Below are 25,758 nucleotides of genomic sequence, written 5' to 3' on the forward strand. Positions count from 1 at the left end.
ATGAAAAAGATATTCTTAATAATGGCACTGCCATTAATATCGAATGTTTCGATATGGGCACAGACACTACAACTGCCTAAAAATATACAATCTCCCAATGCTGCTTCTTTAGGGAAATACGGGGATGTACCAATGGATCTCTCTTCGGGAAGAGCCAATGTAAGCATACCTTTGTATTCTCTTAATGAAAATGGTATTCCATTAGATATAAGTGTAAGTTATGATACAGGAGGAGTGAGAGTGGGTGATACCCCTGGATGGGTAGGACAAAACTGGACATTCAATGCAGGAGGTGTAATTACAAGAGTTGTTAAAGGTACTTCGTTCGACGAAAAATTCACCAATGATGTTCCTATGGGCTCCAGCCAATGGGGGATAGCGAGCGGTTATTATTACTATACACCTGCCCTTAATGGGGCCCAGTGGAATAGTGTTAGTAATATGACAACAGTATTAAAAAACGGAGGCATAACCAATAGTACTTATCCAGCAGCAGACCTGGAACCCGATATTTTTATTTTCAACTTTATGGGCCATGTAGGGAAATTCTTTCTGGACTCTGATGGAGTTTGGAAAGTATCTTCTAAGGATAATATGAAGGTGGAAATCAATATGAATGATAAGATTACACCAATGAACTTTCCTGCTACCAATAATTTCAATCAGAGACCATTTTTAAAGGTTCTTGGTAAAATTACCATGACTGATGATCAAGGCAATAAATATATATTCGGAGGTATACAGGATAATATAGAATATACCATTCCTGACTTCTATAATCAATTGGTGAATCCAGTTATTGCTAATGCTTGGTATCTTTCGGAAGTATATGATAAAGAAGGAACTAAGATTTATTCCTTTGAATATGAGAGAGGAGATTATATAGCATCCTTCTATAATACGAATTCTTTTAGCGGATATAGCAAACAGTTTGATGGTAATATATTCGTTCCGGGGGTGGGATGTAGCGGCGGAAGCAGTATAAGTAATCAGGTCGTTGCTGCTGGACAGCTGATCATTCCTACTTATTTGAAATCCATTACTACAAAATCTGCAAGAACAATTAATTTCTCATCATCAATTAACAATTCACTGAAATACAGGTACAATAATGGAGACCCTACTCTAGACAGTGCTTTCTCCAATATATTAAGTTATCTGGCGGGGCTGGCCCTACCGGGAGATTATGAAAATGCGATGTTCTATTATATCAAAAGATTACAGAATGGAGTTACCCCAAATCCCAATGTCACATCAGGACACTTTGACTCGTATATCAATGCATTGAAATGGAGAAAATTAGATGGATTTGTAGCAAGAGACAGCAAAAACAATGTCTTAAAACAGGTTTCATTCAGCTATAATAATACCCCAGCTGAAAGATTGAAACTGGAAAAATTAACGGTGGATAATCAATTTGATCATACCTTCGAATACAATAATTTTAATCAGCTTCCGGGCTTGCTTTCTACTAATGTAGACCATTTCGGATATTACAAGTCTACTCCTTTTTCTCTGGACTATAATTCACCTACAATTCATGAGCCTTCAAGGGAAACAGATCCTACAAAAGTGTATTTTGGAACCTTATCAAAAATTACATATCCTTTGAAAGGGTATACAATATTTGAATATGAACCTCATACCTATTCCAAATATCTGGATTCAAACAGCAGCCTGGTTTCGGGGAATGGAATTATCGGTGGGGTAAGGATAAAAAAAATGTCGGATTTTAGTGATCCACAAAATAAGATTGTAAAAGACTACAGCTATACCATTGATGCCAACTCTACTGTATCCTCAGGAACATTGCTTCAAAAAAATGTCTATTATGTAAAGAATTTTCTTATTCCTACTGAGAATGGTATTCCTTACTATCAAACCCAGTTCAGTATAGGATCTGTAGTACAGCTTTCCAACTTGATGGGACCGCAGATTGAGTATTCAACAGTGGTTGAGAAAACAGAGGATAACGGATATATTGTCAATAATTTTACTAATTATTCAGATTTTCCAAATCTACCTAATAGTGGAAAGCTGGGCCAGAATAATTCCATTTTTGATCCTCATACGGAGTTCGGTTATAAAAGAGGTCTTCCCAAAGAAAGAAGATTTTATAATTCAAGTAATGATCTGTTAAAAGAGGAAATTTTCACCTATAGTGAAACTTCTCCCCAAGCAGCAAGGGGGCTGAGTGGTAAATTTTTTCTTGCTTGTCCTCAATCTAATGGGCAGACACAAGAATTTGTTATTGCCGGAACTGCATATGAATTGTACTATTCTGACTTTAACCTTACCACAAAAAAAACCAGAACTTATGGAAGTGCCGGGCAGTATTTTGAAATGGTTGAAAATAGCAATTTTTCCGATCAGGGAAACTTTGGGGATAATTTTCTGAAGAATAAATCCTTCATTGATACCAATGGGAAATCAATATCCGAGAATTACCTCTATTCTTTTGATAAAAATGGTACTGAGCCATACACAACCATGGTAAATCGAAGAGAGTACCCAGTTGTAGAAACGAGTAAACTTGCCAATCAGGAGCTGTTAAGTAAAACGATAACAGAGTATGCTCTTATTCCAACAGTGGCGTCGAATGGAACTGCTGTGGCTTCCCGAATATTTCCTCAAAAAGTATCGGAAGCTAAGGGTAATAATGCACTTGACGAAAAGTTGATCGTTGATAAATATGATACTGACGGGCATATTTTGAAGGCACACCTACCAACCGGAAACTATACTTATTATTATTATGGTTACGATAACAAATATCCGATATTGAAGATAGAAGGTGTCGAGATTACAGATGAAAGTACTGTTTTAGGATATCTGGCAACGCTTAAGCCTTTGCTTAACGTAATCTCACCTAACTATACCCAAATTATCCAGCAGCAGGCGAATATCATTAATGCTCTGCCTAATCATCTTTGTACATTGTACACTTACAAGAATGAGTTTGGGGTTAGCAGTATCATGAATTCATCAGGTGTGATTGAATATTATAACTATGATAATATTGGACGGTTGATGAATGTGAAGGATCAGAATGGAAAACTTGTAAAGAGTTTTACATATGAAATTAAAAACTAATAATCTGATGAAGTCAATATATAGAATTGTTTTATTGGTACTTGTATTTAGTACCTCAATTATCAAAGCCCAATTTTCGAATTATTCCAAATATTACAATTGGAATCTGCTTACCACGTATTCCAATGGTGGTGGCGGTGGGGTAACATTGAGTATCACCAATAATGTACTCAGTCTTAGTTTTAGTGCTGGTTTTACGGAAACCACTTTAAAACAAGGAAAAATAGGGCCAACTGATTATGTAGGAACGTTACCCAACACAGAAATTCCTGTTCCGGCTGGAAGCTTTTTTACTGATAAAGGATACCGGTTCTTCATTGTTGATAATCAGTTAGCTATTTATCATAATACGCCCATTTCTTTAACTGGATTTTCGGGAACCATATCTGTGAATTTAACATCGCCAGTTCCCATACCCGCGGACATTTCGACGTACCTTTCTAACTGGACTCCGCAGAATAAGATAATGTCGGTAAACTACCTTACGGACCAAGGAGATTCTGGAAAGAAGAAAGCATCTATCGTATATTATGATGGTTTAGGAAGGGAATTGCAGATTGTTGCCAAAGGAGAGACACCTTCAGGAAAAGATTTGGTGACTCCTTTTGAGTATGATAACCTTGGAAGGAAGTCGAAGGATTTTTTACCCGTTCCAACCATGCAAAACAATGGTCTTTTAGTTGATGCAGCTACAATTTCAGGTTTAGCTTCATCTGTTTACAATGGTGAACCGGCATTTTCGGAAAATGTATTTGAAGCCTCTCCATTAAACAGGGTTTTGATGCAGTCAGCACCTGGAACGGCCTGGAAGAAAAACAGCGGACACGAAATAAAATTTACTGATGATGTAAATACAGTTTCTGACGAAGTAAAAAAATATAATGTTGATCTGGCAGTTGCTCAGGATATTTATAATCCTAAATTATCATTCAGTTCCACTTATGGGACAGGTAGCTTAATAAAAAAAGTAATCAAAAATGAGGATTGGACCTCTGCAAACGGAAACAACAACACTTCAGAAGAATTTATTAATAATGAAGATAGAACTGTTTTACGAAGAAAATATGTAGATGGGAAGAAAGCTGATACCTATTATGTTTATGATATTTATGGCAATCTTACCTATGTTATTCCTCCTCTTGCCTCAGATGCAGTTAAAAGTCTGACAACGGGCTTCTTCCCTGATGTAACTCTTGACAATTTGTGCTATCAGTACAAATATGATAAGAAGAACAGGTTAGTAGAAAAGAAGCTTCCCGGAAAAGGCTGGGAATATCTGATTTATAATAAGGCCGATCAATTGGTGATGAGCCAAGATACAAATCTTAAAGATCAAGGTAAGTGGTTGGTAACCAAGTACGACCAGTTCGGTAGAGTGGTGTTTACAGCTATTACTAATAATAATAGTACAAGACAGTCTTTGCAAACTACTATTACAGGAGCTGCTTATACCTTTGAGATAAGAAGTGCTGGCTCGTTTACCGTAAGCGGAATGCCTATTTATTATACCAACAGGGCTCTCCCGGGAAGTCTGGCACAGGTCTTAAGTGTTAATTATTATGATTCCTATCCTGCAGGATATACTTTTAATCCTGCTTTTCCAACGGATATTTTAGGAGAGCCAACATTAAATGCTATTCCTACACTTGAAGGTTTAAGTACCAAAAGCCTTCCTGTCCTTACTTTAGTAAAGAATATTGATGACGATAATTGGTCAAAGGATTATACCTACTATGATAAGAAAGGAAGAGTGATAGGAACTTATTCCATCAATCATTTAGGAGGATATACTAAAACAGAATCCAAACTTGATTTTGCAGGGATAACAAAGCAGACTATAACAAAACATAAGCGTCTGGATAGTGATACTGAAAGAGTCATTACAGAAACGTTTGATTATGACAACCAGAACAGACTGTTGGTACATAAGCACCAGGTAGACAGCAATCCAACAGAGATTCTGGCACAAAATACTTATAACGAGATTTCTCAGATTACCAATAAGAAAGTAGGAGGAACTGATGTTGCCAGTCCATTACAGTCTATAGATTACCAATATAATATAAGAGGCTGGCTGACTAAAATCAATGATCCGGCTGTTTTAAATGGAAAGCTCTTTGGGTATGAAATTAAATATAACAATCCTGTATACACTAATTTAGCATCAGGTAAGTATAATGGAAATATCGCAGAGGTAGATTGGAGAAATGCTTCGGAGGGTGCCTTGAAAAGATATTCTTATACTTATGACCCTCTTAACCGGTTGAAAGATGCTATCTATACAGAACCCAGCGCTACCAATCCCTATAATAATAATTTCAATGAAAATCTGAGCTATGATTTAAATGGAAATATTATGACCCTGAAAAGGAATGCTTATCCTGTATCAGGAACTACAGCCACACAGGTGGATGATCTTGAATATAAATATATAGGAAACCGTCTGAATCAGGTAATAGAAAATTCACCTAACAACTCAGGATATGAAGGTGGGAACAATATTATTGGCTATGACTTTAATGGAAATATGACTGATATGAAGGATAAAGGAATCCAGTCCATAGTTTATAATCATATCAATCTGCTTGTTTCAATTAGTATGCAGTTTACTAATCCTGTTGGAAATATAAGCACAACAAATATAAATCATTTATACCGTGCTGATGGAGTGAAACTTCGTAAAACATACAGTCAGCAGGCTCATATGGGGCTTCCAACAATACGAATGACGGATTATCTGGATGGGTTTCAGTATTCATATGAAGATGATGGAGGGATCTGTATCACATGCAAGACGGAATCGGCCTATGAATCGCAGGCTTATTCAACATTTAAACCTGTTCTTCCGCCGCTTGCGGCATGGAAACTAGATTTTGTAAGTACCCCAGAAGGGTTTTACAGTTTTGCAGAAAACCGTTATATTTACAACTATAAAGATCATTTAGGGAATGTAAGGGTAAGTTTTGGTAAGAACAATGCAGGGGTAGTTCAGACAATGGATGTCAATAATTATTATCCATTTGGGTTAAACCATATCGGAGGATCAAATTACTCAAACTTTGGAAGTTATTATAACTATAAGTTTGGAGGAAAAGAAATGCAGGAAACAGGCTGGCATGATTTCGGAGCGAGAATGTATATGAGTGATTTGGGCAGATGGGGTGTAATTGATCCATTGGCAGAGAAAATGACCAGATATAGTCCTTACAATTATGCTTTTAATAACCCGGTAATGTTTACAGATCCTGATGGCAGGAGCCCGGCCCATGTTGATCCATCAGAGATTTATAAGAAAGGAAATCAGCAACAGATAAAAGCTTTTGAATTTTTTGCGAAATCTAAAGAAGGTCAGGCTGTGATATCAAAATTTGCAGAAAAAGGGCAGGTTATTGCAGGTGTTCAATATAAGGAAAGCGGAGAATTCCATAAGAAGGGAATGGATCTGACATTTGATAATAATATATCAAAAACGTCAGCTTCACAAGGCGCATCCGGTGAAACAACTGTCGAAAACAAAAATGGGAGAACTAATTTTACCGTAAGTGTAGAGAATAATAATACTCCGAACAGAATGGCTAATCAGATTGAAACATTCGCTCATGAAACTTTTATACATGCATTTCCCGAGGCAAAGGATTTCGCTGATGATAAAAAATTTAATCAAAGCAGCGGATATGATAATAGACTTATTAATTTTTTAAAGAAACCGGGAAATGAAAAATATCAGAGCGTTAGATATTATGATCACTATCAGGAAAAGCAAAATCATACTGCAAGGACTCAATATATATCACCTATTTTACAACAATATTATAAATCTGTAAAACAAAATGTTACAAAAGATTCCATTGATAAAAGCATTGACGGCTTTAGGTATTAATTTAGCCTTAGTGAGTACTGTTGTACAGTGCAAGGAGAAAAAGGAGAATACGGAAGTACTATTTTTGAAGAATGACGGTCAGTATTCATTTCTCATTGAAGCTCCTTCAACGATAGCATATAGCACCCCCTCAGCTATGGAGCTTATATCCAAAACTGAGGGAAACAAAAGTAATGTAATATTTGCAGATCAATTAAAAGAATTCAGGCCATACAAATTTGTTTCTGAGCAAGAGAATTATAATAATATTTACGTTTCTAATGTACTCGGAGAAACAAATTTTAGCAATAATAATCTGTTTGAATATGATGTTCAGATAAGTCAATCAGGAGTTTTAAAGTCAAATATTTATTATCCCTATGATCTAAAAGGAAGCTATGAATTTAAAATAGATAGGCACACAAGCAAAATTTTGGGACAGCTGCTTTACAAAATTTCTTTAGAAGATAGGAAAAATAACAAAGTATCTCCAGATGCTAAGTTGAATAATGTAATTGTTTTGGAAGATGATAGAAGGAGAAATGAAGTTTTTACCCATGAAAACAATGCCCAAAATAATCTAGAATATTCTTTGCTTCTGGCTTGGATAAATAAGTTATTATTGGAAAATATTAATAGAGCCAATAAAATAGATCATTTAGATATTCCTTCCATTCAGTATGTGGAAAGGTTAGATATTCCACCTGATATGAAATAGTAAAATAAAGTTAACTTTTCATATTTATAAAATTCCTTTCTTTCTCGGAAAGTTTTTGAGTTTGAATTGATATAAGAAAATCCCGCAGAAGCGGGATTTTTTTATTCTTTCAAGTAATCTTTTTATTTTCCCTGCCGATCTTAATGTCAACTATGACCTTTCAACTGCCATTACTTAAAAGAAACCTGTCCGACTTTATATCTTACTTGGTACACAATAATTTAGGTCATGGATAGCAATAAAAACGATGAATGGATTACTATTAGGAAAACAGGTGATACCTTACTGGTGCTCCATCATGAAACGGATACAGTAGGAATTGTTAAGGGATTGGGGGAGAATGGGGAAGTGGTTAGTGTGGGTCCTGAAGACTTGGACGGTGATGAAATGCTTAGTATTGAACGCAATGAGAGTTCTTTTGCTGAGTTTTATTTAACGTTTTATCACCAGCTGAAAGAGCCTTCGGAGTTTTCGTTTTTTAAAGTAACGGAGTATGAAGCAAAGCAGACGGCTTTAAACTTACAGAAGTATATGGATGAGGCTACGGATGATGTGAAACAGGTATTAAAGAAGTATGAGATTTCCATTGATGTGGTGGAGGCACATAGAAAGGCGGGAGAGGGGAAAACAGCAGGTAAGGGAAAGGATGCAGGAAACAGGTATGTATATACGGCTGAACAGGTGGACTGGAAGATGATGGAGAAGCTGGGCTGGAATAAGGAAAGACTGGAAGAGTTGGGGGCTTTGGAACCAATGCTGAAAGGATATAAAACCCCGATGCTTGTTCCGGTACATATTGAACTGGGGAAGGTATCAGGTACGATTGAAGCGAGGCTTTCTCTTCAGGCTAATGATTTTGGAGAAGTGGAACTCAGGTTTCATCTGGTAAGAAGAATGCCCGATTTTTCCAAGCCTTTCTTTGGGCATGTATTTTCAGAAGAGGATAAAAGGAATCTGATGATAAGTGGGAATATGGGAAGGGTGGTGGATCTGGCTCATGGAATTACAGGGGAGACAGTGCCTTCTCTTATCAGCAGGGATAGGTTGACCAATGAGTTGGTGCAGGTGAGGGCTGAGTGGGTGAGAATTCCGCTGGTGATTAAAGGAGTGACTTTGGATCAGAAGCAGAGAAAGATATTAAGGGAAGGAAAACCGCTGTTTATTGAAAATATGCTTTCAGCGAGGGGGACCCTGTTTAATGCAGCGGTTCAGTATAATGCGGATAAAAGATATGTGGAGTTTTTGCTCGGTAAGAATGTAAGGAGAATAGGAGTGGGAGATTTCAGGCAGGTTCCGGAGGTGTTCAGAGGGAAGAGGCTTAAGAAGTGGCAGGTAGAGAAACTGAATAAAGGAGAGGTGGCGTATGTGGATGGGTTGGTGGATAGAAATGGGAAGGGGTATCAGGGGTATTTGAGGTTTGATAAGAGGATGGGGAAGTTTGAGTTTTCGTTTAGGAATGTGTGGAAGGGGGAGAAGAAAGAGGAGAAGAGTAGGAAAAGAGGAAGGGGGATGTGAAAGCATTCTGGTGGGAAGGCTTTTGCAGTTGGGGAGAAAGCAATTGTGTAGGGGATTACAGTTTCATCCTTTATATTTTACTGCCTTTTAGGGAGTTGTTAATTTTAAATAAGGGTACTTTTTTCTGATCTTTTTCATACTCTTAAAGTTAAAGAGTATAAAAATTGTGTCCTAACAAAGTTAGCGACTCCAATATTACTTCTTTATCAATTTCTGAACAGAAATTTTATTTCCTGAATTGATTTGTGACAAATATACTCCTTGCTTTGAGATCGGCAGTTGCAGCTGTTCTGGAGTCTGAGAGCATCTGAAATTTTCTTTTCCATAAATAAGTTTACCTGAATAATCAAAAATACGAACGCTTACTTTTCTCTCTTTTTCACATTTTATATTAATATTGTTTGAAAAAACTGTCGGGAAAATCTTGAAGTTATCTGCTTTTTTAGACTCAACAATTCCTAAGTTATTGTATGTGTATTGTGCAAGTGCAAATTTGCTGTTGCTGGGAAAATCTGAAGAAGAAGCAAATCCTGCAAGAATTATTTTTGAATCAAAAACCAACGATGAATACGGAATATCCTGAAATCCTGAAAAATCTGTAATTACAACACCGGAATTTCCGAATTGTGTATCTAAAATCCCAGATAGATTAAATTTCATCATCGCAAAATTTTCATTACCATTGGTCGCCGAGTATGTAGAACCAAATGCGATAATATTATTTGAAGAATCTAATTTCATATTTCTCAGCTGACCTCCGATACTTGGAAGAAGTGTCTGTACAACACCGTTCGTTCCGAAAGAATTTTCAAAAGAACCATCCACATTGAATTTTATCACCGTAAAGTTAGATGAAACATTGTTATTGCTTGATGAGAATGATTCTCCGCCCAATAAAATACTTCCGTCACTTAAAACAATATTGGTATTTGATAGTGAGCTACCTATATTCGTAACATTAAAATATCTGTATCCTACGGTGGAAAATGAAGTATCCAAAGTTCCGTTTGGTAACAATCTTAATATAAACATTCTACCTTGGTTGGAGCCTGTCGTCAGCAAAAGATAGCCTGAACAAACGATTGTTCCATTTGGAGCAATATTTACGGCATTCAAATAATGGCGGTGATTAACAGGTGCAATAGTGAATAGTCCGGTATTATTAAACGTAGTATCAAATTGACCGTTCTGTAATAAACGCAAAACGTAACCTTCTGTCAAAGCATTCGTGCCTCTTTTGTTGCCGACCACAATTATTTTTCCGTCAGATTGCAGTTCACCGTTAAAGACATTGTCATCTGACTGAGCGCCAAAATTGATTTCCAGAATACCGTTTGTACCGAAATTTGTAACATAATTTCCATTTTCATCAACTTTACAGACGATGATGTTAAAATAGCCGTCGGCGGCAAGCTTAGTTCCGAGAATGATCATCTCGTTGTTGCTTGTCTTTAATATTTTTTCAATTGATTTAAACGGAAGCTGTTTGATTCCGCTGCTCTGAAAAGAAGTGTCAAAAGAACCGTCAGAATTGTGTCTCACAAGATAAGCGCTGGTATTGTCAGTACCTCCAACCAGTATTTTACTGTTGCTCACAGCAATCATCGACCCAATTTTCTCAATATTTGCGTTTGCATTGATGTCATAAACCATTTTTCCATTGGTTCCAAAATTATTATCAAGTACCTGAGCAAAAAAGAGGTGTACAGATGATAACAAAACAATAAAGATCGCTTGATATTTCATGATTATTTATTTAGCTAATTTCTGATATTTGACGATGGAGTCAGCTGCTTTATCCTGAAATTCAGCAGAATTTAACCACGCAAATATAGGCAAAAACTTCAATGAAAGAACATGAATCCCACTTTTGAGAATGCTGCAACTTTCATCATAAAGAAAGGTTCGATAAAATATCTGAATAAATTGATTCGTACATATTTCGTGCAAGTTATTAAATAAAAAAAGCATTAAAAATCAACGCTTTTGTAATCCAAGATGAACAATTATCGAATTAATTAGTTGATGATTTGGAAATATTGGTAAAGTTAAATTCTTAATGCTACTATTTCTTACCATAATTATTAATCTTATATTTTAGACCATTTCTCCTTACAATGTAGCATAGATTATTCGGTCGGTTTCCTGTACATCTATTAATATCTTGTTAGCAAAACTATTTTGTTCTGTTCTTAGTTCATTTTCGTTGTACACGAAAACAAATTACAGTATATTTGAAATAAATGAGTAAAATGAACTTATGTTAATTGGATATGCAAGGGTAAGCAAGTTTGAACAGAATCTCGATTTACAAACTGATGCTTTAAAGAATATAGGAATTGAAAAAATTTTTATTGATAAAGTTAGTGGTGTTAAATCAGAAAAACCGCAACTTAACGATTTATTAAATTTCGTACGTAAAGGGGATACCTTAACCGTATGGAGATTAGATAGGATTGGGAGGACTACAGTTGGGTTAATTCAGTTTGTGACAGAGCTGAACGAAAAAGGAATACATTTTAAATCTATTTCTGAAAACATTGATACAAGTTCAGCAAGTGGAAAATTAATTTTCCAGATTTTCTGTGTTTTAGCTGAGCACGAAAGAAATGTTTTGATTGAAAGAACAAATGCTGGATTGAAGTCTGCTAGGGCAAGAGGTAAAAACGGAGGAAGACCAAAGGGTATGACCGAAAAATATAAAAAAATCGCACCTTTAGTAAAGAGCTCTTATGAAAGTAAGAATGTTTCAATTGAGGAAATTATGAAAGCTTTTAGTATAGGCAGTAAAGCAACATTTTATAAAATAATAAAATCTTAAAAAACAAAAGAAATAAATGGGAAAGTTCGTAATATCAAAAAGATTTACAGGAGATTATCAATTTAACCTAAAAGCTATTAATGGTCAAACTATTTTGGTGAGTGAAGGCTATTCCTCTAAAGAAGGTTGTAAAAAAGGAATTGAATCTGTTGTACTCAATTCTCAAAATGATGATAAATATGAAAGAAGATCTGCAAAAGATGGTAGATATTATTTTAATCTAAAAGCATCTAGTGGAGAAATCATCGGAACCAGCCAGATGTATGAATCTAAAAATGGGATGGAAATAGGAATTGAGTCTGTGAAAATGAACGCTTCATCGGCTATAATTGAAGATTATACACTATGAAAGCAATAAAAAAAGAAACTCCTGAAGCTCTATCTGCTAAAGTAAAAATTCTCATCGATACAAATATCTATTTAGATTTTTATAGAAGTAAAAAAGATTCAATAAAATTACTAAGTGAACTAGCGAAACATTTTGACAAAATTATTTTGACTGATCAAATAATTCAAGAATTTGAAAGAAATAGAGAAGTTGTCATAAATGAAATGAAAAAGGCTTTTGAACTTGATTCAAATATCCTGTACAAACCGAGTGCATTTTTAGAAAACTTACAAGAATTTACAGAATTAGTCAAATCATTAAGTGATTATCATAAAAAAAGAAAATTGGTTATTGGAGCTATGGATATGATACTTGAAGCTCCTGAAAAAGATCCTGTTTATGCATTTTTTACAGATATGGTAAGAGAATGTACAAGATTAAATACTTTATTGTATACAACTGATGAGATATTAAATAAAGCTCATAAAAGAAAGCTTATTGGCAATCCTCCGACATCACCTAATTATTCTATTGGCGATGAGATTAATTGGGAAGTTGTTCTTTCAAATGTTAAAGAAAATATAATTATTATAGGAAGAGATAATACTTATACTAAGAATTTTTCTTATTTAAAAAGAGATTTTCATTCAAGAACTGGACGATTAATATTAAAAAAGACTGATAAGATAACAGATGCATTAACTGAAATTGGTATTTCTACTTCAACCGAATTGAAAGATGTTGAAAAGACGATGATTGCAGAATTAGAAAACTTTAATGATTTTTGGAAGCCAGAATCTTATGAATAATAATATACATCGCTATGTAAGCAATAGAAAATATAAAAATCTCAAAAGAACAATTTGTAAGTGTTTAATCTTAAAGTACGAAATTTTATTTCGTTGACTACATAATTTAAATTATGACAATAAATGAAAAAATGTATTTGGTGTAGCCGAAATGATCGTGATGTAAATTTTAATACTCTAGCACACACTTTTCCTCAATCATTAGGAGGGAAAAACATCTGCTTAAATGTATGTGACTCCTGCAACTTTGAGTTTGGGAAAAAACAAAGCTTTCAACCATCTGTGGATTTGGCAGTCAAGGAGATTTTTAATCTTTCAAGATTTTTAATTTCAGATAGTAAAAATATTTCTTCTTACAAAAGGTTCAGCTCAGAATATTTTAAGGTAAATCTGCAACGAAGACAGATTAATATCAAAATGAAGTATAAGCTTCAAAGCAAATTTCAAGAAAATTTTGCTAGAAGTTTCAAGCGGGGTATATATAAAATATTCTTAGAAGAAAGAGAAAGAATCTGTGGAGATTCTCATTCTGAAGAGTTTAATTTTATCAGGGAGTTTTCACGATATAATTTAAATGATGTGCCTTTATATTACTTAAAGCCTCGGTATCCTATTTTACTTATTGATCAGGAGCAGTTGGATAATCCTAAACTTCACTTTATGGAGTCAGATCTGGAACTACATAGAAAATACAGATTGTACGAGTTTTATTATGGAGGATATAGCTACCTGCTTCATACTAATGCATTTATGCAGGATCTACATATCAATAAATATAATGCAGATGACCTCTCCCCGTTAATATTACCAATCTAAAATAGAGAAATTTGCTTTTTTGATTGCATTTCGATGAACTCATTCGGGGTTAGATTTCCTAATGAGCTATGCGGTCTGTAATCATTATAATCCAACTTCCATGCATTTAATTTTTCCTGTGCATCCTGAAGCGACAAAAACCAATTTACGCTTAGACACTCATCCCTCAATGAACCGTTAAAGCTCTCTATAAATGCATTATCAGTAGGTTTTCCAGGTCTGGAGAATTCCAATTCTACATTCTTTTCATAAGCCCATCTATCCAATTCCTTGCTGATAAATTCAGGACCATTATCTATTTTGATACGCTCGGGAAAAACCTTCTCTTCAAAGGTAATGTTTTTTAATATTTCTGTGACGTTTTCTCCCTTGATGGAAATTCCCGCCTCAATGGCCAAGCATTTTCTACTATAATTATCAACTAAAGTGAAAAGCCTAAATCTCTTCCCATCAAACAAGGCATCGCTCATGAAATCCATGCTCCAGCATTCGTGTAAACTGGAGGATGTACCATCCGTAGGCTTTCTGTTTCTTGCGGATTTTATTCTCTTGTTCTTCTTTCTACGCAGATTCAAGCCTTCCTCACAATAAATCCGATACACTCGTTTATGATTATCTTTCCAACCCTCACGCCTGAGAAGAACTTGCAAGCGTTGAATGCCATAACGGACACGAATTTGTGAAAGCTCCACCAGCCGCATTCTAAGGGCCGTATCATCCCTACGGTGAGATTGATAGTAATAAACCGTTCGTTGCAGAATTACCAAATCACAGCTTCTTCTTAATGATACCTTATAATTATCATGTATTTCTGAAGCCAACCCACGTTTTTGAGCTGGCTTCAGAACTTTTTTTTCAAAACATCCTGTAGAATTTGCTTATCCAAACTTAAATCGGCAACCAGTTTCTTAAGCTGGCTATTTTCTTCTTCCAACTGTCGTAACCTCCGAAGCTCAGAAATACCCAATCCCCCATATTTCTTTTTCCAATTGTAATAGGTTGCCTCACTGATGCCCATTTTACGACAGATTTCCTGAACCTTGACCCCTGTCTCAGATTGCTTTAAGGCGAAGACAATCTGGCTCTCCGTGAATTTGCTCTTTTTCATAAGATTTTCTTTTTTTAAAGTTATAATTTTATTGAAAATCTCTACTTTTAAATGGTAAGGTTTTATGGGAGAAGGTCAGTTCAAAAGGTTATTGGAAGCTATAGTTGGTTGGAAGAATTTTACCATGAAGACAGTTTCTTAAAAGGTTCATTTAGTGGAAAAATGTAATTTATGTTATCCTACATCTTATAAAGTCATATTAGTGTTTAAGAAGATTACATCTGATTTAAATCTCAAGTATCAAGAGTACATAATCGCCTCAAATCCTCTAGGAGAGAGTTCGAGTTTTGTACCAGTGAGGTCACTATTTTTCTGATATTTTTTTAAAAACATCAGAAAAATGTAAAAAACCCTGCAAATCAATAGTTTTGCAGGGTTTTTTGTTATAGCAGTCGCTATAGTTGTCAAAAATATTCTAAAATTTTGACAAATTAGTTGTAGATTCTGATTAACTGACCCGTTTGAATGGATTGTTGTGGTCAGATTTTCAATATTTTACGCTTTTATCTTCTTTATTCTTCATTTTTCGGTTTAAAGTTTCTTCCAACTCCTTGCCGCAGGAATGTTATTTTTCCTTGTACTTTTTTCGCTTGCTCAAGCACTTCCAATGCTTTTGTCCGCTCGTTCATTTTACCAGCGTGTGTTATATTGTCCTGACGTTCATTTTTTTTCATACTATCAATATAGTGAATTTATTTGAGAAAAACAAATTCTGATTGTTAGATTAATACGAAATTAATATAAGAAGCATTGAGAAGAACCAGTATGACTAGGTTTCTCCAGATTCGATGCTTTTACAATTTTTTTGTTGACATAAGAATTTTCAGAAGGAATTTTTCTGTCATGCTTAAACTATTGTTAAATGGATGTCTAATACAAACAGACTTTTTTTGATTGTATAATAATTGCTAGTTTTGAATACCGGATTTGACGTGTAATCTGTAGATGGTTAAAAAAGAAAATAAAGAACAAAAAGACTGTGAAATGACTGACGCATTTAAAAATTACTTATCCTCAACAGGAGCATTGTTGGCTGATGAAATCAACTTTTCTGCACAGTTCTTCAAACCGATTCACTTGAAGAAAGGTGATTTCTTTATTCGTGAGGATGAAATCTGCCGTCATATTGGATTTATCGCCAGTGGTGCTGTAAAAGCATATGCTACTAATAAAGAAGGGAAGGAAAATATAACCTGCTTTAAGTTTGAAAATGAATTTGCCACCTCATTTCCCGAATTTATGGCGCAGGAAAAATCCAGAAGGAGTATCAGGACTGTAGAAGATAGCATAATCTATAGGATAAGCTATCCGGACTATCAGCTCCTTCTTGGTCAGGTAGCTGCTTTGAATGGAATTATAAAATCGGTGATGGAGCAGGAGTATAACCAAAAGGAACGTTATATGCTGAATTATAATAATAAGTCGGCTGTGGAAAAATACCGTCATGTCTTATCCAGTGAACCGATGCTCATCCTGCGCATAGCAACACAGGATCTGGCATCGTACCTGGGCATCACGCAGCGATCTCTTACACGAGCGAAGGGACAGTTCCACAGACCCGGCATATTATAGGACAAATGTCCTTATGCAGTCCTGATCAGCAATGTAGATTTGCAAAAAAAAATAATATGTTACGTCAAATTGCTCCCGAGGTGTTCCAGATTCCACTAATGCCAAGAAACAGTATCAACTGCTATATTATCGAAGGTGTATTGGTAGACTCCGGAATACGGAGCTCATATGCAATGATAAAGAAAACTCTTCAGAAAATTCCCGTTTATCAACATGTACTGACACATGCCCATGCAGATCATCAGGGATGTAGCGATCAGATATGTGCTGAGTTCGGGATATCATTACTCTGTCACCCCAATGAAGTTTTCAGGACTGAAACAGGTATGGTAACAAGTGACTATCCAACTCCGCAGCATTGGGTAGCAAAGCTTCAACAAAAATACTGGGCAGGCCAGGGGCATCAAGTTGAGCAGACAATTGTTGAAAACGATAAGATCGGAAACTTTCGGGTAATAGAAACACCCGGACATTCGGTAGGTCATATTTCTTTATTCCGTGAACAGGATGGTGTACTGATCATCGGGGATGCGGCGACAAATATGAATCTGCTTACGACAGCGACCGGGTTGCGACTTCCGCCGGATATATTCACCTCGGATCAGCAGCGCAATATCAAATCGCTCCAGAAATTGGCAGAATTGAATCCGGCTATTATCTGCTTTGGCCACGGACCTGTTCTACACAATAAAGATCGGAAATTTGAGCAATTTGTGGCTAAATGCAGTACGGCTGTTTAAAGATAGTTTGTGCTAAAAAACATAAAAATGAGTATCAATATTAATCAGCATTAAGAAAATATCTGTTTTTAGTAATGGCAGAATGTAAAAACATTTGAAAAACTAAAGTAACTTTGTTGGTATATTGTTTTTTTAATGGTTAGAAAGCATTATCTTTTTAATCAGATAAAAATGTTTTACATCTTCCTTTTATGCAGTTAATGTTATGAATAAATTGGCTCAGTTAAAACTGGTATTAAGTATATTTTTAATTTCATTTGTAATTTTCAGTTGCAAAAAAAAACAATCAGACAGTAAGAACAACCTTGAAGGTTCTGTGATTTCTGTTGCCGCTGCAGCCAATCTCAGAGGTGTTTTAGAAGAGTTAAAGGATGTTTACATAAAAGAAAACGCCGATAGAAAAGTTGAAATTAGCTACGCATCTTCAGGATTGCTGGTTCAGCAAATAATAAACGGAGCTCCTTTCGATCTGTTTCTTTCAGCAGACTCTTCATTTCCTGAAAAGCTTAAAAGTACTCATAAAGGTTTCGGTAATTCTTCAGTTTACACCTACGGAAGAATTACTCTGTGGAGCTCAAATTCAGACGTTTCTGAAGGTTTGAAAGTTGTATTAAATCCAAAAGTTAAAAAAATAGCCATTGCTAACCCGAAATTGGCTCCTTACGGGAAAAACGCTGTCGAAGCATTGAAAAAATCGGGTTTATTTACGATCATTGAACACAAAATTGTCTGGGCAGAAAATATCAATCAGGCAGCACAATTTGCCTCTTCCGGCAATGCTGATATTGCTTTTGTAGCACTTTCCAATGCGATAGGCAAAGAAATGACAGGAAAAGGAAAATTTTATGAACTTTCAGCACAGGAATCATCTCCAATTCCTCAAAGCGGTATTGTTCTGAAAGGGAAAAAAACAACGGAAGCACAGCTTTTTTTCGATTTTATTAAAAGTGAAAAATCAAAAAGAATCTGGAAAAAATACGGTTACCAATCTGAAATTGAATTCTAATGCTGGATCAGGATTTTGTTTATACCTTACTTCTTACCGGAAAATTGGCATTGGTGACCACTACTATTCTGGTTATCATTGGAATTCCTGTAGCTTACTGGATTACCCATACACGATTTAAACTGAAATTTATCGTAGAAGCGCTCATTTGTATGCCTATGGTTCTGCCGCCAACGGTGATGGGGTATTACCTTTTGGTGGCCTTCAGTCCGGATAACGCTTTTGGGCATTTTTTAGAGCAATATTTTGATGTCAGGCTTGCTTTTTCATTTAACGGAATTGTTATTGCAAGTATTATCGCCAACTTACCTTTTATGATTCAGCCTCTTCAGAACGGTTTCTCTTCATTGCCCGATGAGTTGAGGCAGGCTTCCTATACAATGGGCAAATCCCAAATAGTTACCCTGATTAAAGTTCTTCTTCCCAACATAAAAGCTTCCGTGATTACCGGAATTGCTCTTACATTTGCACACTGTATCGGGGAATTTGGTATCGTCATTATGGTGGGTGGAAATATTCCTAAGGAAACCAGAATTGCATCCGTTGCAATATATGATCAGGTTCAGGCTCTCAATTTTGAAGCGGCCAACCGATATGCATTTGTACTTTTTATTCTTTCATTTCTTACCTTAATGCTGATTTATAGTATCAACCGTAAAGTTAATTTGACAACATTCCGATGATTGAGATTAATATAAAACACCAGATTTTTACCTCCTCGGGAAATCAGTTTCTTGAGATCAATGAACAGTTTGAAGAGGGGAGTATTGTTCATGTTTCCGGAGATTCGGGCATTGGGAAAACCACTTTTTTTAAAATTATATCAGGTTTAACAGCTCCGGATTACGGGTTCATTAAAATAAATAATACAGTTCTATCGGATACAGAAAATAGAATCTTTTTATCACCTCAAAAGCGTGATATCTCATTGATGTTTCAACATTATGCTTTGTTTCCCAACATGACTGTGAAAAAAAATATTGAATTTGCCCAGAAAAAGAGAAACGATGAGAACATTAATCACCTTGTAAAAATATTTAATCTTGAAAATCTGAAAAATACAGTTCCTTCCAAGCTTTCCGGCGGTCAGCAGCAAAGAGTTGCGTTGGCAAGAACATTGGTTCAGAATGCCACGGTTGCTCTCTTAGACGAACCCTTTTCAGCTGTTGATCCTGCAATGAGAAAGGTAATGAAAGATGAAATTGTGAAAACCTCTATCAATCAGGGATTCACTTTTTTTGTGATCAGCCATAACGACAATGAGTTTGAAGATTATCCTCATAAAAAATTGGTTATCGGATAATTTTTGATTTGTCCAAACTTCAATATCATTGCCGGAATGGAATTGCTTTCAGGAAAAACTATAATACCGGATCCGGTAAGAATATATTTTTAGTCCTTCACAGCACCAATCATTTCTTCACTAATGAATATTTTGGTATATTTTTGAAAGTTCAACAATATTTTTAACTCCTAATTTTAAGAAAATCTTCTTTTTAAAAGTGCTGATAGTGGTTATTTGAATGCCTAACATATTGGAGATCTCCAAATTACCATTGCCATTTGCCAGAAGTTTAAAAATCTCAAACTCCCTGGGACTAAGATTCATTGTATTTGTTTTCTTTTGAGAACTTTCAGCTATTAAATGAATTAAATCTGATGGGTAATAATATCCTGTTCGCAAAATCGTTACGATTGCATTCTTCAACTCATCCTCGGTAGATAGTTTATTTAAATAGCCTTCCGCTCCTTTACGAATATACTGGATAGCAACTTCCTTATCATAGGTTGTAAATATTAATATTTTGACATCTTTCTGAATTTGTTTAAGCTCTGAAATCATATTGGTATACGTGCTGCCTTTCATATTAATATCCAAAAGCACTAAAGAATACTTACAGGCTTGTAAATATTTCTTTGCTGCGTCAAAATCTGATACCAAATCTATTTCTATATCAGGGTATTCTGCCTTTAATATGGCCTTTACACCTAGTCTTACTACAGTATGGTCATCAGCAATTAGTATTTTTCCTTCCATTAAGTTATCGGTTTTGATTGTATATATTGATTTCAATGATTGTACCTGAGGGAGTATTCTTTCTGAATTCTATCTCAGCATTTATCTTTTTAATAAGGTTAATAACCATATGAAGGCCCAGCCCATAACGCTTAAACTGTATGGCTGCATCATCGTTATTACGAGACAACTCATTATAATAAGATAGCTGTTCATGTGACATTCCAATACCTTCATCCTCAATCTTTATTGTAATTTTATCTGCTGTTTCTTTTGCGTTAAGGGAAATCATGCTTTCAGAAGAATATTTAACTGCATTATCAATGAGATTGTGTACAATACAAGCTATGATGCTTTTATTTATAGTGCAGGTTATAGTATTTTTGTTCTGAATTTCAATGTGGTTATTTTTTAATTTTGCTATTTCGTTGAATAATTTTTGCTTGGATTCAAATATTTCATGGATTGGAAATTCTTCCAGAGTATAAATTTCTGCGGTATACAGATTGTTATATTCTTTAAGATTCAGGGTGAATTTATAGAGCTCTTCGGAAGTCTGATGAATACCTTCAAAATATTCTTTCTGAATTTTCAAATCTTCCTCTTCGTTTAATTTTTGAGCTAACATTGCTATGAATTTCACCGGGGTGGTGATATCATGGTTAATGGCATCTACAAACTTTTTCTGGTACTCGGATTCCTTTAACATATGATTCTTTACATTTTCAAGATGTTGAGAAGTCTCTTGCAATTCCATACTGATGTTGGAAACTTTTGTTTTTAAAACCTTGTTTCTTCTACGGATAAATTGGGTTAATATCCTTACAATTAATACGATTATTATAAGTAATATCACAAGCATTCCAGCTTTAAAGACCTTTGTCTGGTAAAAAAGAGGTTTGATTTTGAAAGTGATGATATGATATTTGTAATTTCCGTCAGGAGTAGTTAATATTCTTATTTTCAGAGTGTATTCTCCGGGATCAAAGGTTTTAATGGTAAACTTTCTCTGGTCTTTCAAGTCAATTTTTTGCCAATTTTGATCTTGATTTTCTATTTTCGCTTCTACACTCAGGTTTGATGAATCCGCAAAATAAGGAAGATCAATAAAAATATCGGCTGAATTATAATCATTTTCCAGGAGAAGATGATTCTTAAAATAAACAATACGATTATTGATTCTGGCCCTTTCAATAAAAATCTTATCACTATCAGGATAGTAACTACGCACCTTTTGGGGATCAAAAAAAACAAATCCTTCCATGGACGGAAAAATTACTTCGTTATTTTGGAGTGAATATGCATTGGGCATCGATCCACCATTGAATTCATTGGTCAGTAATCCATCGTTTTTTGTAAAGCGATAATAAAATACTTTTGAACTTTTTTTTGCTGATGCCTGAATGAGTTGTTTTTTTTGCACCTTAAAAAGGCCGTTGTTTGATGATATCCAATAAAAACCAAATGGATCATCTACAATAAAATGAGCAGAAGCTAAATATTGCTGTTGATCAAGAGGCATCTTTATCAGATGGGAATTCTTAAATAGAAAGAAGCCTTCTTTATTGGTTGTAATCCATGTATTTCCATCTTTTGTTGTGAAAATACTTTTGACATTCAGATTTTTTAACAGTATTATTTTTTTTTCACGTAAAGAGACGTAGTAAAGCCCATGGGTGGAACCCACTAATAGTCCATCTGCACCATACTTTAAAAATGAATTGACAACCCCTTTGAATTTGAAAATATCGTTAGGTCTTTTTAAAGCACTGTTGTTGAAGACATGCAAAAAAGAATTAGCATAATCCGTTTTAGAAATTCCAAATAAATTGCCACTACTGAAAATGCCGTTGAGTGCAGTTCCTGAAAAGGAGATAGAATCAGCCACTTTATACTCAGAAGACCGATACCTTCTGAAAATAACATTATCATGCTTATACAATATGTTTCCTTTTGGATCGTAAAACATAAAATATTTATCATTAGAGCCAAATCTATGGGCCTTCAGCATTCCATCCCTATTATATTCATAGCCGTGTGCATCAATAATTGTATTGCTGCTGAAAGGCAATGATGAAGAACTTACATCATCAATGAAAGGAATATTTTTCCGTGCCGTATGAAACTGTGTCAATTGTAAGATGTTGAGACCTTTTACTGAACTTCCTAAATACAGCCTTTGAAATTTGTCATCATAGTAGATACATCCGAACCGGTAATTTCCAAATTTGTCATACCGGGTCAGTAATTTAAATTTTAATTCCAGGTTATTTTCAGACCCTGTAATACTATAGATATGATCATTGTTAACAAGGAAAACCTGGCCTGTAAGCTGCTGCCAATATATTTTGGTCTGTGGATCATTAAGAATAGATGGTTTTTTAGAAATAAAGTCTTTCCCTCTGAAAATATAATGAGTCTCTGTATTTGATGGATCTGTAATACAAAGAATGTCGTTATAAAGGAAAAAATTATATTTCTTGGCTTTTGCCAGTGAAAAAGATTTTTTTTCCTGAGTAGCTTTATCAGTGTAAACAATATTATGATGATTAATATTATACACTCCAAATTTTGTCCGAATTAGATAATTTGTCGCAGCATCAAGTTCAGTACTTGTTGTTCTTGCCATCTGCTTATTGTCTGATTGGTAAAAAACGACCCCTGTATTTTCTTTATTGCGTTTTTTTATAATCAGGGGAGATCTTTTATTGATAAGTATTGTACTTTCTTCATAATTATTAAAAGCAACAATACTATCATTTCGGATGTTTCCATAAAAAGCTCCAAAATGAAAATCTCTGACCGCCAGTTTATCAAACGTTAAAAAGTATGCTCCATCATATCTAACTATTCCGTTATCTGTAGAAAGCCATATAAAACCATATTTGTCTTTAACGATATCTTTAATACTATTTTGGGGAAGACCATTATCCATAGTAAACCAGGATGAAATGTTCTGTCCTTGGATATGGAGGGTAACGAATAAGAAAACTAATAGCCAATGCTTCATGCGAAGTCAATTCTCTAAATTTTTGCAAATATATTCTAAAATAATGTAGAATAAATTTGATATGATAGCAAAGATAATCGTATGCAATTTATTTTATTGAATTATTAACAGACTATAAATTTGTATCAAATCTTAGCATTATGAAAAAGCCTCTTCATTATAGTTCCAGGAAACTTATGATTATTTTTTATAGTATAATGCCTTACAATAAATAATATTTAATCAATTCTTGTTAAGTAAAATTAATACAATGGTTAGTCATTCTACTTCTAATTTTTTCACTTCTGTTGTTTGATTTTTGGTCTGTCATGAGACATCAACAAGTAGACTAAATTTCAAAACTTTTAAAATATGATTCTAAATACATAAAGTTGAAACGGAACTGCTGCATATTCCCTCAATCTGCTGGCAGCAGTTCATGAATCAAAACCTGAATGCTGATGTATTGACGCTAAGAATTTTCTGTATTACACATGAAATCAATAATATAAACTAGACATATCTAAAACATGAAAAAAGCAACTTTATTTTTTATTTTGAGTAGTACGGTTCTCTATTCACAAGCTGGAAATATTGGAATAAATACTACGGCACCTGGCTCCAGCCTGACTGTCAATGGTTCTTTGGCAGCGAAATACAACGCCATTACATCTGCAGCGTATACAATGACTTCTTCAGATTTTCATATTTCGTATAATGGGACAGCAAATGCTGTATTTACATTACCAACTGCTATTTCGGGAGATGGTAACTTTAAGGGTCGTATGTATACCATTAAAAATAATACGGCTTTTACCATTACGGTAAATCCTGCAGCTACAGAAACCATTAATGGTAATGCCAGTGCTACCATAGGCCCTAACCAAAGCTTACAGTTAATCAGCACAGGTCTTACAGGAGCTGCTTCCACATGGGAATTATCAGGAAGCAATTCTGCGGTGGCAACTAATGTAACGGCAAGCAACGGACTTACCACTGTAGGTAATGATGTGAGACTTGGCGGTACACTTTTGCAGAATACAGCAATTGACTATGCGGATAAGGCCTTATATTTCAGAAGCAATGTTGATGGATTCGGGCTTACAGCAATCAGTAATAGCAATCCGGGAACAAATGCTGCTGCACTTTTGCAGTTTACCAATAATACCGGCAGTTCTCTGAACATGTTTCTAAACTCTTCTACAAAAACTACAGACGGTGGTGCCAATGCATCAACAATCAATAGTGTGGGAGGGCCTCTAACTGTGGCTGGTAATAATAATGTGGCACAGTTCAGGCTAAGCCAGTTAGGCGGTGGTGATTATCTTTATAACAATGATAGAAAGCTTAATTTCAACGGAGACGGCGATATTACAGCCTTTGGTACTGCAGGAAATGCTGTTAATGCTTATAATGGCCTTCTTACTTTAAAAGGAAACAGCAGTATTGCGTCATTTTCTAAGGTAACACTGGGCAGTACCGGTCTTAGATATTATTTTGCTGATGATAGTACAGTGGATAAGAGTGTGCTTGACATCAATGGATACGGGGATATATACATGAAGAGATCTGATGGTTCTGGAAATATAATATCGTCTCAATATGGGCATCTTGACTTAAGTGGATTTAATGGTAATACGCCCAATGCTCCTACTCAGATTTATCTTGGTATAGATGGCCTTAAATATAGTTATAGTGGTTTTACAAAAACTACGATTAATGGGATTGGAGATATAAAAACAGCAGGAGATGTGCAAGGACAAACATTATCTTCAATATCACATGCTTATGTAGGAAATAATCTAAGTGTAAGTGGAAGTGCTTATGTAACAGGAACTGTCACTGCAAGTGGAACTGTACTTACTTCAGATATGCGTTTGAAAACTCAGGTTAAAGAAATAGGATATGGTCTTAGTACCATTATGGCATTACAGCCAAAACAATATGAGTTGTCTGCCGATACCCAGATTAAAGATGGGAAACCTGCTGTAAATCCTGCTTTGAAGTCACAGCATAGGCTGGGTTTCCTTGCACAAAATCTTTATAAAATAGTTCCTGAAGCAGTCTATAAACCAAAAGATGATTCAAAAGAAGCCTGGGGTGTTGATTATACAGCACTTGTTCCAGCACTTACAAAGGCAATTCAGGAACAGGAGGCAGAGATAGAACAGCAAAGGAATAAAATTAATAAGTTGGAACTTGAAATGGAGGGTATTAAGAAAAAGCTGGGCTTGTAATTTTGTTGAAAATCAATAAAATAAAGATCTCCTTAAATAGCTTAAAGCAAAATTAGCTTCCAGTGAGTCACTTAATGGGACAAATCATTTTTATGAATGGTTTGTTCTTTTTTATTTGTGCTCACCTAAT

At 35.0% G+C, this 25,758-nt stretch carries 19 protein-coding genes; 14 read left to right on the forward strand and 5 right to left on the reverse strand.

The features are described 5' to 3' along the window. The 4 genes from DYR29_RS01175 (at window position 1) to DYR29_RS01190 (ending at window position 9,185) form a co-directional block, all read left to right on the forward strand. Window positions 1–3,093 (forward strand): hypothetical protein, encoded by a 3,093-nt coding sequence (locus tag DYR29_RS01175; RefSeq protein WP_213278857.1) that lies wholly within the window; start codon window positions 1–3, stop codon window positions 3,091–3,093. A gap of 7 nt (window positions 3,094–3,100) precedes the next feature. After that, window positions 3,101–6,973: a DUF6443 domain-containing protein gene (locus tag DYR29_RS01180; protein WP_213278858.1), complete on the forward strand. Its 3,873-nt coding sequence runs from the start codon at window positions 3,101–3,103 to the stop codon at window positions 6,971–6,973. After that, window positions 6,924–7,670 carry a hypothetical protein gene (locus DYR29_RS01185; RefSeq protein WP_213278859.1) on the forward strand — a complete coding sequence of 249 codons (747 nt, stop codon included), beginning with the start codon at window positions 6,924–6,926 and terminating at the stop codon, window positions 7,668–7,670. Before DYR29_RS01180 ends, DYR29_RS01185 begins: the two co-directional genes overlap by 50 nt. A gap of 228 nt (window positions 7,671–7,898) precedes the next feature. After that, the gene (locus DYR29_RS01190; RefSeq protein ID WP_213278860.1) at window positions 7,899–9,185 is read left to right on the forward strand and encodes a DUF3945 domain-containing protein; all 1,287 of its coding nucleotides are present in this window, start codon (window positions 7,899–7,901) and stop codon (window positions 9,183–9,185) included. A 195-nt stretch (window positions 9,186–9,380) separates the two neighbouring features. Here the strand turns inward: DYR29_RS01190 and DYR29_RS01195 are convergent, their stop codons facing one another. Further along, window positions 9,381–10,931 carry a T9SS type A sorting domain-containing protein gene (locus tag DYR29_RS01195; protein ID WP_213278861.1) on the reverse strand — a complete coding sequence of 517 codons (1,551 nt, stop codon included), beginning with the start codon at window positions 10,929–10,931 and terminating at the stop codon, window positions 9,381–9,383. A gap of 514 nt (window positions 10,932–11,445) precedes the next feature. On the opposite strand from DYR29_RS01195, the gene DYR29_RS01200 reads away from it, so the two are divergent. The 4 genes from DYR29_RS01200 to DYR29_RS01215 all read left to right on the forward strand — a co-directional run bounded on the left by DYR29_RS01200 (window position 11,446) and on the right by DYR29_RS01215 (window position 13,959). Beyond that, window positions 11,446–12,006 carry a recombinase family protein gene (locus DYR29_RS01200; protein WP_213278862.1) on the forward strand — a complete coding sequence of 187 codons (561 nt, stop codon included), beginning with the start codon at window positions 11,446–11,448 and terminating at the stop codon, window positions 12,004–12,006. Window positions 12,007–12,022: 16 nt separating this feature from the next. Further along, the gene (locus DYR29_RS01205; protein ID WP_213278863.1) at window positions 12,023–12,355 is read left to right on the forward strand and encodes a YegP family protein; all 333 of its coding nucleotides are present in this window, start codon (window positions 12,023–12,025) and stop codon (window positions 12,353–12,355) included. Further along, entirely contained in the window at window positions 12,352–13,143 is a 792-nt protein-coding gene (locus tag DYR29_RS01210; protein WP_142017837.1) for a PIN domain-containing protein, read from the forward strand. Before DYR29_RS01205 ends, DYR29_RS01210 begins: the two co-directional genes overlap by 4 nt. Window positions 13,144–13,266: 123 nt before the next feature. Beyond that, complete coding sequence (locus DYR29_RS01215) at window positions 13,267–13,959, forward strand: HNH endonuclease (RefSeq protein ID WP_213278864.1); 693 nt, start codon at window positions 13,267–13,269, stop codon at window positions 13,957–13,959. Here the strand turns inward: DYR29_RS01215 and DYR29_RS01220 are convergent. Both DYR29_RS01220 and DYR29_RS01225 read right to left on the reverse strand, forming a co-directional pair. Next, window positions 13,956–15,067, reverse strand: a protein-coding gene (locus tag DYR29_RS01220) for an IS3 family transposase (protein WP_213278853.1) whose coding sequence is annotated in 2 segments (ribosomal slippage) — window positions 13,956–14,812 and window positions 14,812–15,067 — 1,113 coding nt in all. Because the reading frame shifts where the segments join, the coding sequence is not laid out codon by codon here. The two genes, DYR29_RS01215 and DYR29_RS01220, sit on opposite strands and share 4 nt — an antisense overlap. A 512-nt stretch (window positions 15,068–15,579) precedes the next feature. Further along, a complete protein-coding gene (locus tag DYR29_RS01225) occupies window positions 15,580–15,741 on the reverse strand; it encodes a hypothetical protein (RefSeq protein WP_213278865.1) in 162 nt (53 codons plus the stop codon). A 310-nt stretch (window positions 15,742–16,051) separates the two neighbouring features. On the opposite strand from DYR29_RS01225, the gene DYR29_RS01230 reads away from it, so the two are divergent. The 5 genes from DYR29_RS01230 to DYR29_RS01250 all read left to right on the forward strand — a co-directional run bounded on the left by DYR29_RS01230 (window position 16,052) and on the right by DYR29_RS01250 (window position 19,688). Further along, window positions 16,052–16,639 (forward strand): Crp/Fnr family transcriptional regulator, encoded by a 588-nt coding sequence (locus DYR29_RS01230; RefSeq protein WP_213278866.1) that lies wholly within the window; start codon window positions 16,052–16,054, stop codon window positions 16,637–16,639. 56 nt (window positions 16,640–16,695) lie between these two features. After that, on the forward strand, window positions 16,696–17,379 hold the full coding sequence (locus tag DYR29_RS01235) for an MBL fold metallo-hydrolase (RefSeq protein ID WP_213278867.1): 684 nt from the start codon (window positions 16,696–16,698) through the stop codon (window positions 17,377–17,379). A 205-nt stretch (window positions 17,380–17,584) separates the two neighbouring features. Further along, window positions 17,585–18,385 (forward strand): molybdate ABC transporter substrate-binding protein, encoded by an 801-nt coding sequence (modA, locus tag DYR29_RS01240; protein ID WP_249413579.1) that lies wholly within the window; start codon window positions 17,585–17,587, stop codon window positions 18,383–18,385. Next, window positions 18,385–19,068: a molybdate ABC transporter permease subunit gene (modB, locus tag DYR29_RS01245; protein ID WP_213278868.1), complete on the forward strand. Its 684-nt coding sequence runs from the start codon at window positions 18,385–18,387 to the stop codon at window positions 19,066–19,068. The genes modA and modB overlap by 1 nt, the downstream gene beginning before the upstream one ends. Next, window positions 19,065–19,688 (forward strand): ATP-binding cassette domain-containing protein, encoded by a 624-nt coding sequence (locus tag DYR29_RS01250; protein ID WP_213278869.1) that lies wholly within the window; start codon window positions 19,065–19,067, stop codon window positions 19,686–19,688. The genes modB and DYR29_RS01250 overlap by 4 nt, the downstream gene beginning before the upstream one ends. 120 nt (window positions 19,689–19,808) lie before the next feature. Here DYR29_RS01250 and DYR29_RS01255 read toward each other — a convergent pair whose 3' ends face one another. Then, window positions 19,809–20,423, reverse strand: a complete 615-nt coding sequence (locus DYR29_RS01255) for a response regulator transcription factor (protein ID WP_213278870.1) — start codon at window positions 20,421–20,423, stop codon at window positions 19,809–19,811. Between the two features lie 4 nt (window positions 20,424–20,427). After that, on the reverse strand, window positions 20,428–23,412 hold the full coding sequence (locus tag DYR29_RS01260; RefSeq protein WP_213278871.1) for an ATP-binding protein: 2,985 nt from the start codon (window positions 23,410–23,412) through the stop codon (window positions 20,428–20,430). A 509-nt stretch (window positions 23,413–23,921) separates the two neighbouring features. Between DYR29_RS01260 and DYR29_RS01265 the strand changes: the two genes are divergently transcribed. Further along, entirely contained in the window at window positions 23,922–25,628 is a 1,707-nt protein-coding gene (locus DYR29_RS01265) for a tail fiber domain-containing protein (RefSeq protein WP_213278872.1), read from the forward strand. Window positions 25,629–25,758 lie beyond the last annotated feature (130 nt).

Origin of the sequence: Chryseobacterium indologenes (assembly GCF_018362995.1) — a bacterium.
GTDB lineage: Bacteria > Bacteroidota > Bacteroidia > Flavobacteriales > Weeksellaceae > Chryseobacterium > Chryseobacterium indologenes_G.

Bases quoted from the DNA above. Each gene is read 5' to 3' on its own strand.
- DYR29_RS01180 (WP_213278858.1), top strand. From the start codon at position 3,101: ATGAAGTCAATATATAGAATTGTTTTATTGGTACTTGTATTTAGTACC.
- DYR29_RS01255 (WP_213278870.1), bottom strand. From the start codon at position 20,423: ATGGAAGGAAAAATACTAATTGCTGATGACCATACTGTAGTAAGACTA.
- DYR29_RS01210 (WP_142017837.1), top strand. From the start codon at position 12,352: ATGAAAGCAATAAAAAAAGAAACTCCTGAAGCTCTATCTGCTAAAGTA.
- DYR29_RS01215 (WP_213278864.1), top strand. From the start codon at position 13,267: ATGAAAAAATGTATTTGGTGTAGCCGAAATGATCGTGATGTAAATTTT.
- DYR29_RS01250 (WP_213278869.1), top strand. From the start codon at position 19,065: ATGATTGAGATTAATATAAAACACCAGATTTTTACCTCCTCGGGAAAT.
- DYR29_RS01265 (WP_213278872.1), top strand. From the start codon at position 23,922: ATGAAAAAAGCAACTTTATTTTTTATTTTGAGTAGTACGGTTCTCTAT.
- DYR29_RS01235 (WP_213278867.1), top strand. From the start codon at position 16,696: ATGTTACGTCAAATTGCTCCCGAGGTGTTCCAGATTCCACTAATGCCA.
- DYR29_RS01205 (WP_213278863.1), top strand. From the start codon at position 12,023: ATGGGAAAGTTCGTAATATCAAAAAGATTTACAGGAGATTATCAATTT.
- DYR29_RS01260 (WP_213278871.1), bottom strand. From the start codon at position 23,412: ATGAAGCATTGGCTATTAGTTTTCTTATTCGTTACCCTCCATATCCAA.
- DYR29_RS01190 (WP_213278860.1), top strand. From the start codon at position 7,899: ATGGATAGCAATAAAAACGATGAATGGATTACTATTAGGAAAACAGGT.
- modB (WP_213278868.1), top strand. From the start codon at position 18,385: ATGCTGGATCAGGATTTTGTTTATACCTTACTTCTTACCGGAAAATTG.
- DYR29_RS01195 (WP_213278861.1), bottom strand. From the start codon at position 10,931: ATGAAATATCAAGCGATCTTTATTGTTTTGTTATCATCTGTACACCTC.
- modA (WP_249413579.1), top strand. From the start codon at position 17,585: ATGAATAAATTGGCTCAGTTAAAACTGGTATTAAGTATATTTTTAATT.
- DYR29_RS01225 (WP_213278865.1), bottom strand. From the start codon at position 15,741: ATGAAAAAAAATGAACGTCAGGACAATATAACACACGCTGGTAAAATG.
- DYR29_RS01175 (WP_213278857.1), top strand. From the start codon at position 1: ATGAAAAAGATATTCTTAATAATGGCACTGCCATTAATATCGAATGTT.
- DYR29_RS01230 (WP_213278866.1), top strand. From the start codon at position 16,052: ATGACTGACGCATTTAAAAATTACTTATCCTCAACAGGAGCATTGTTG.
- DYR29_RS01185 (WP_213278859.1), top strand. From the start codon at position 6,924: ATGTTACAAAAGATTCCATTGATAAAAGCATTGACGGCTTTAGGTATT.
- DYR29_RS01200 (WP_213278862.1), top strand. From the start codon at position 11,446: ATGTTAATTGGATATGCAAGGGTAAGCAAGTTTGAACAGAATCTCGAT.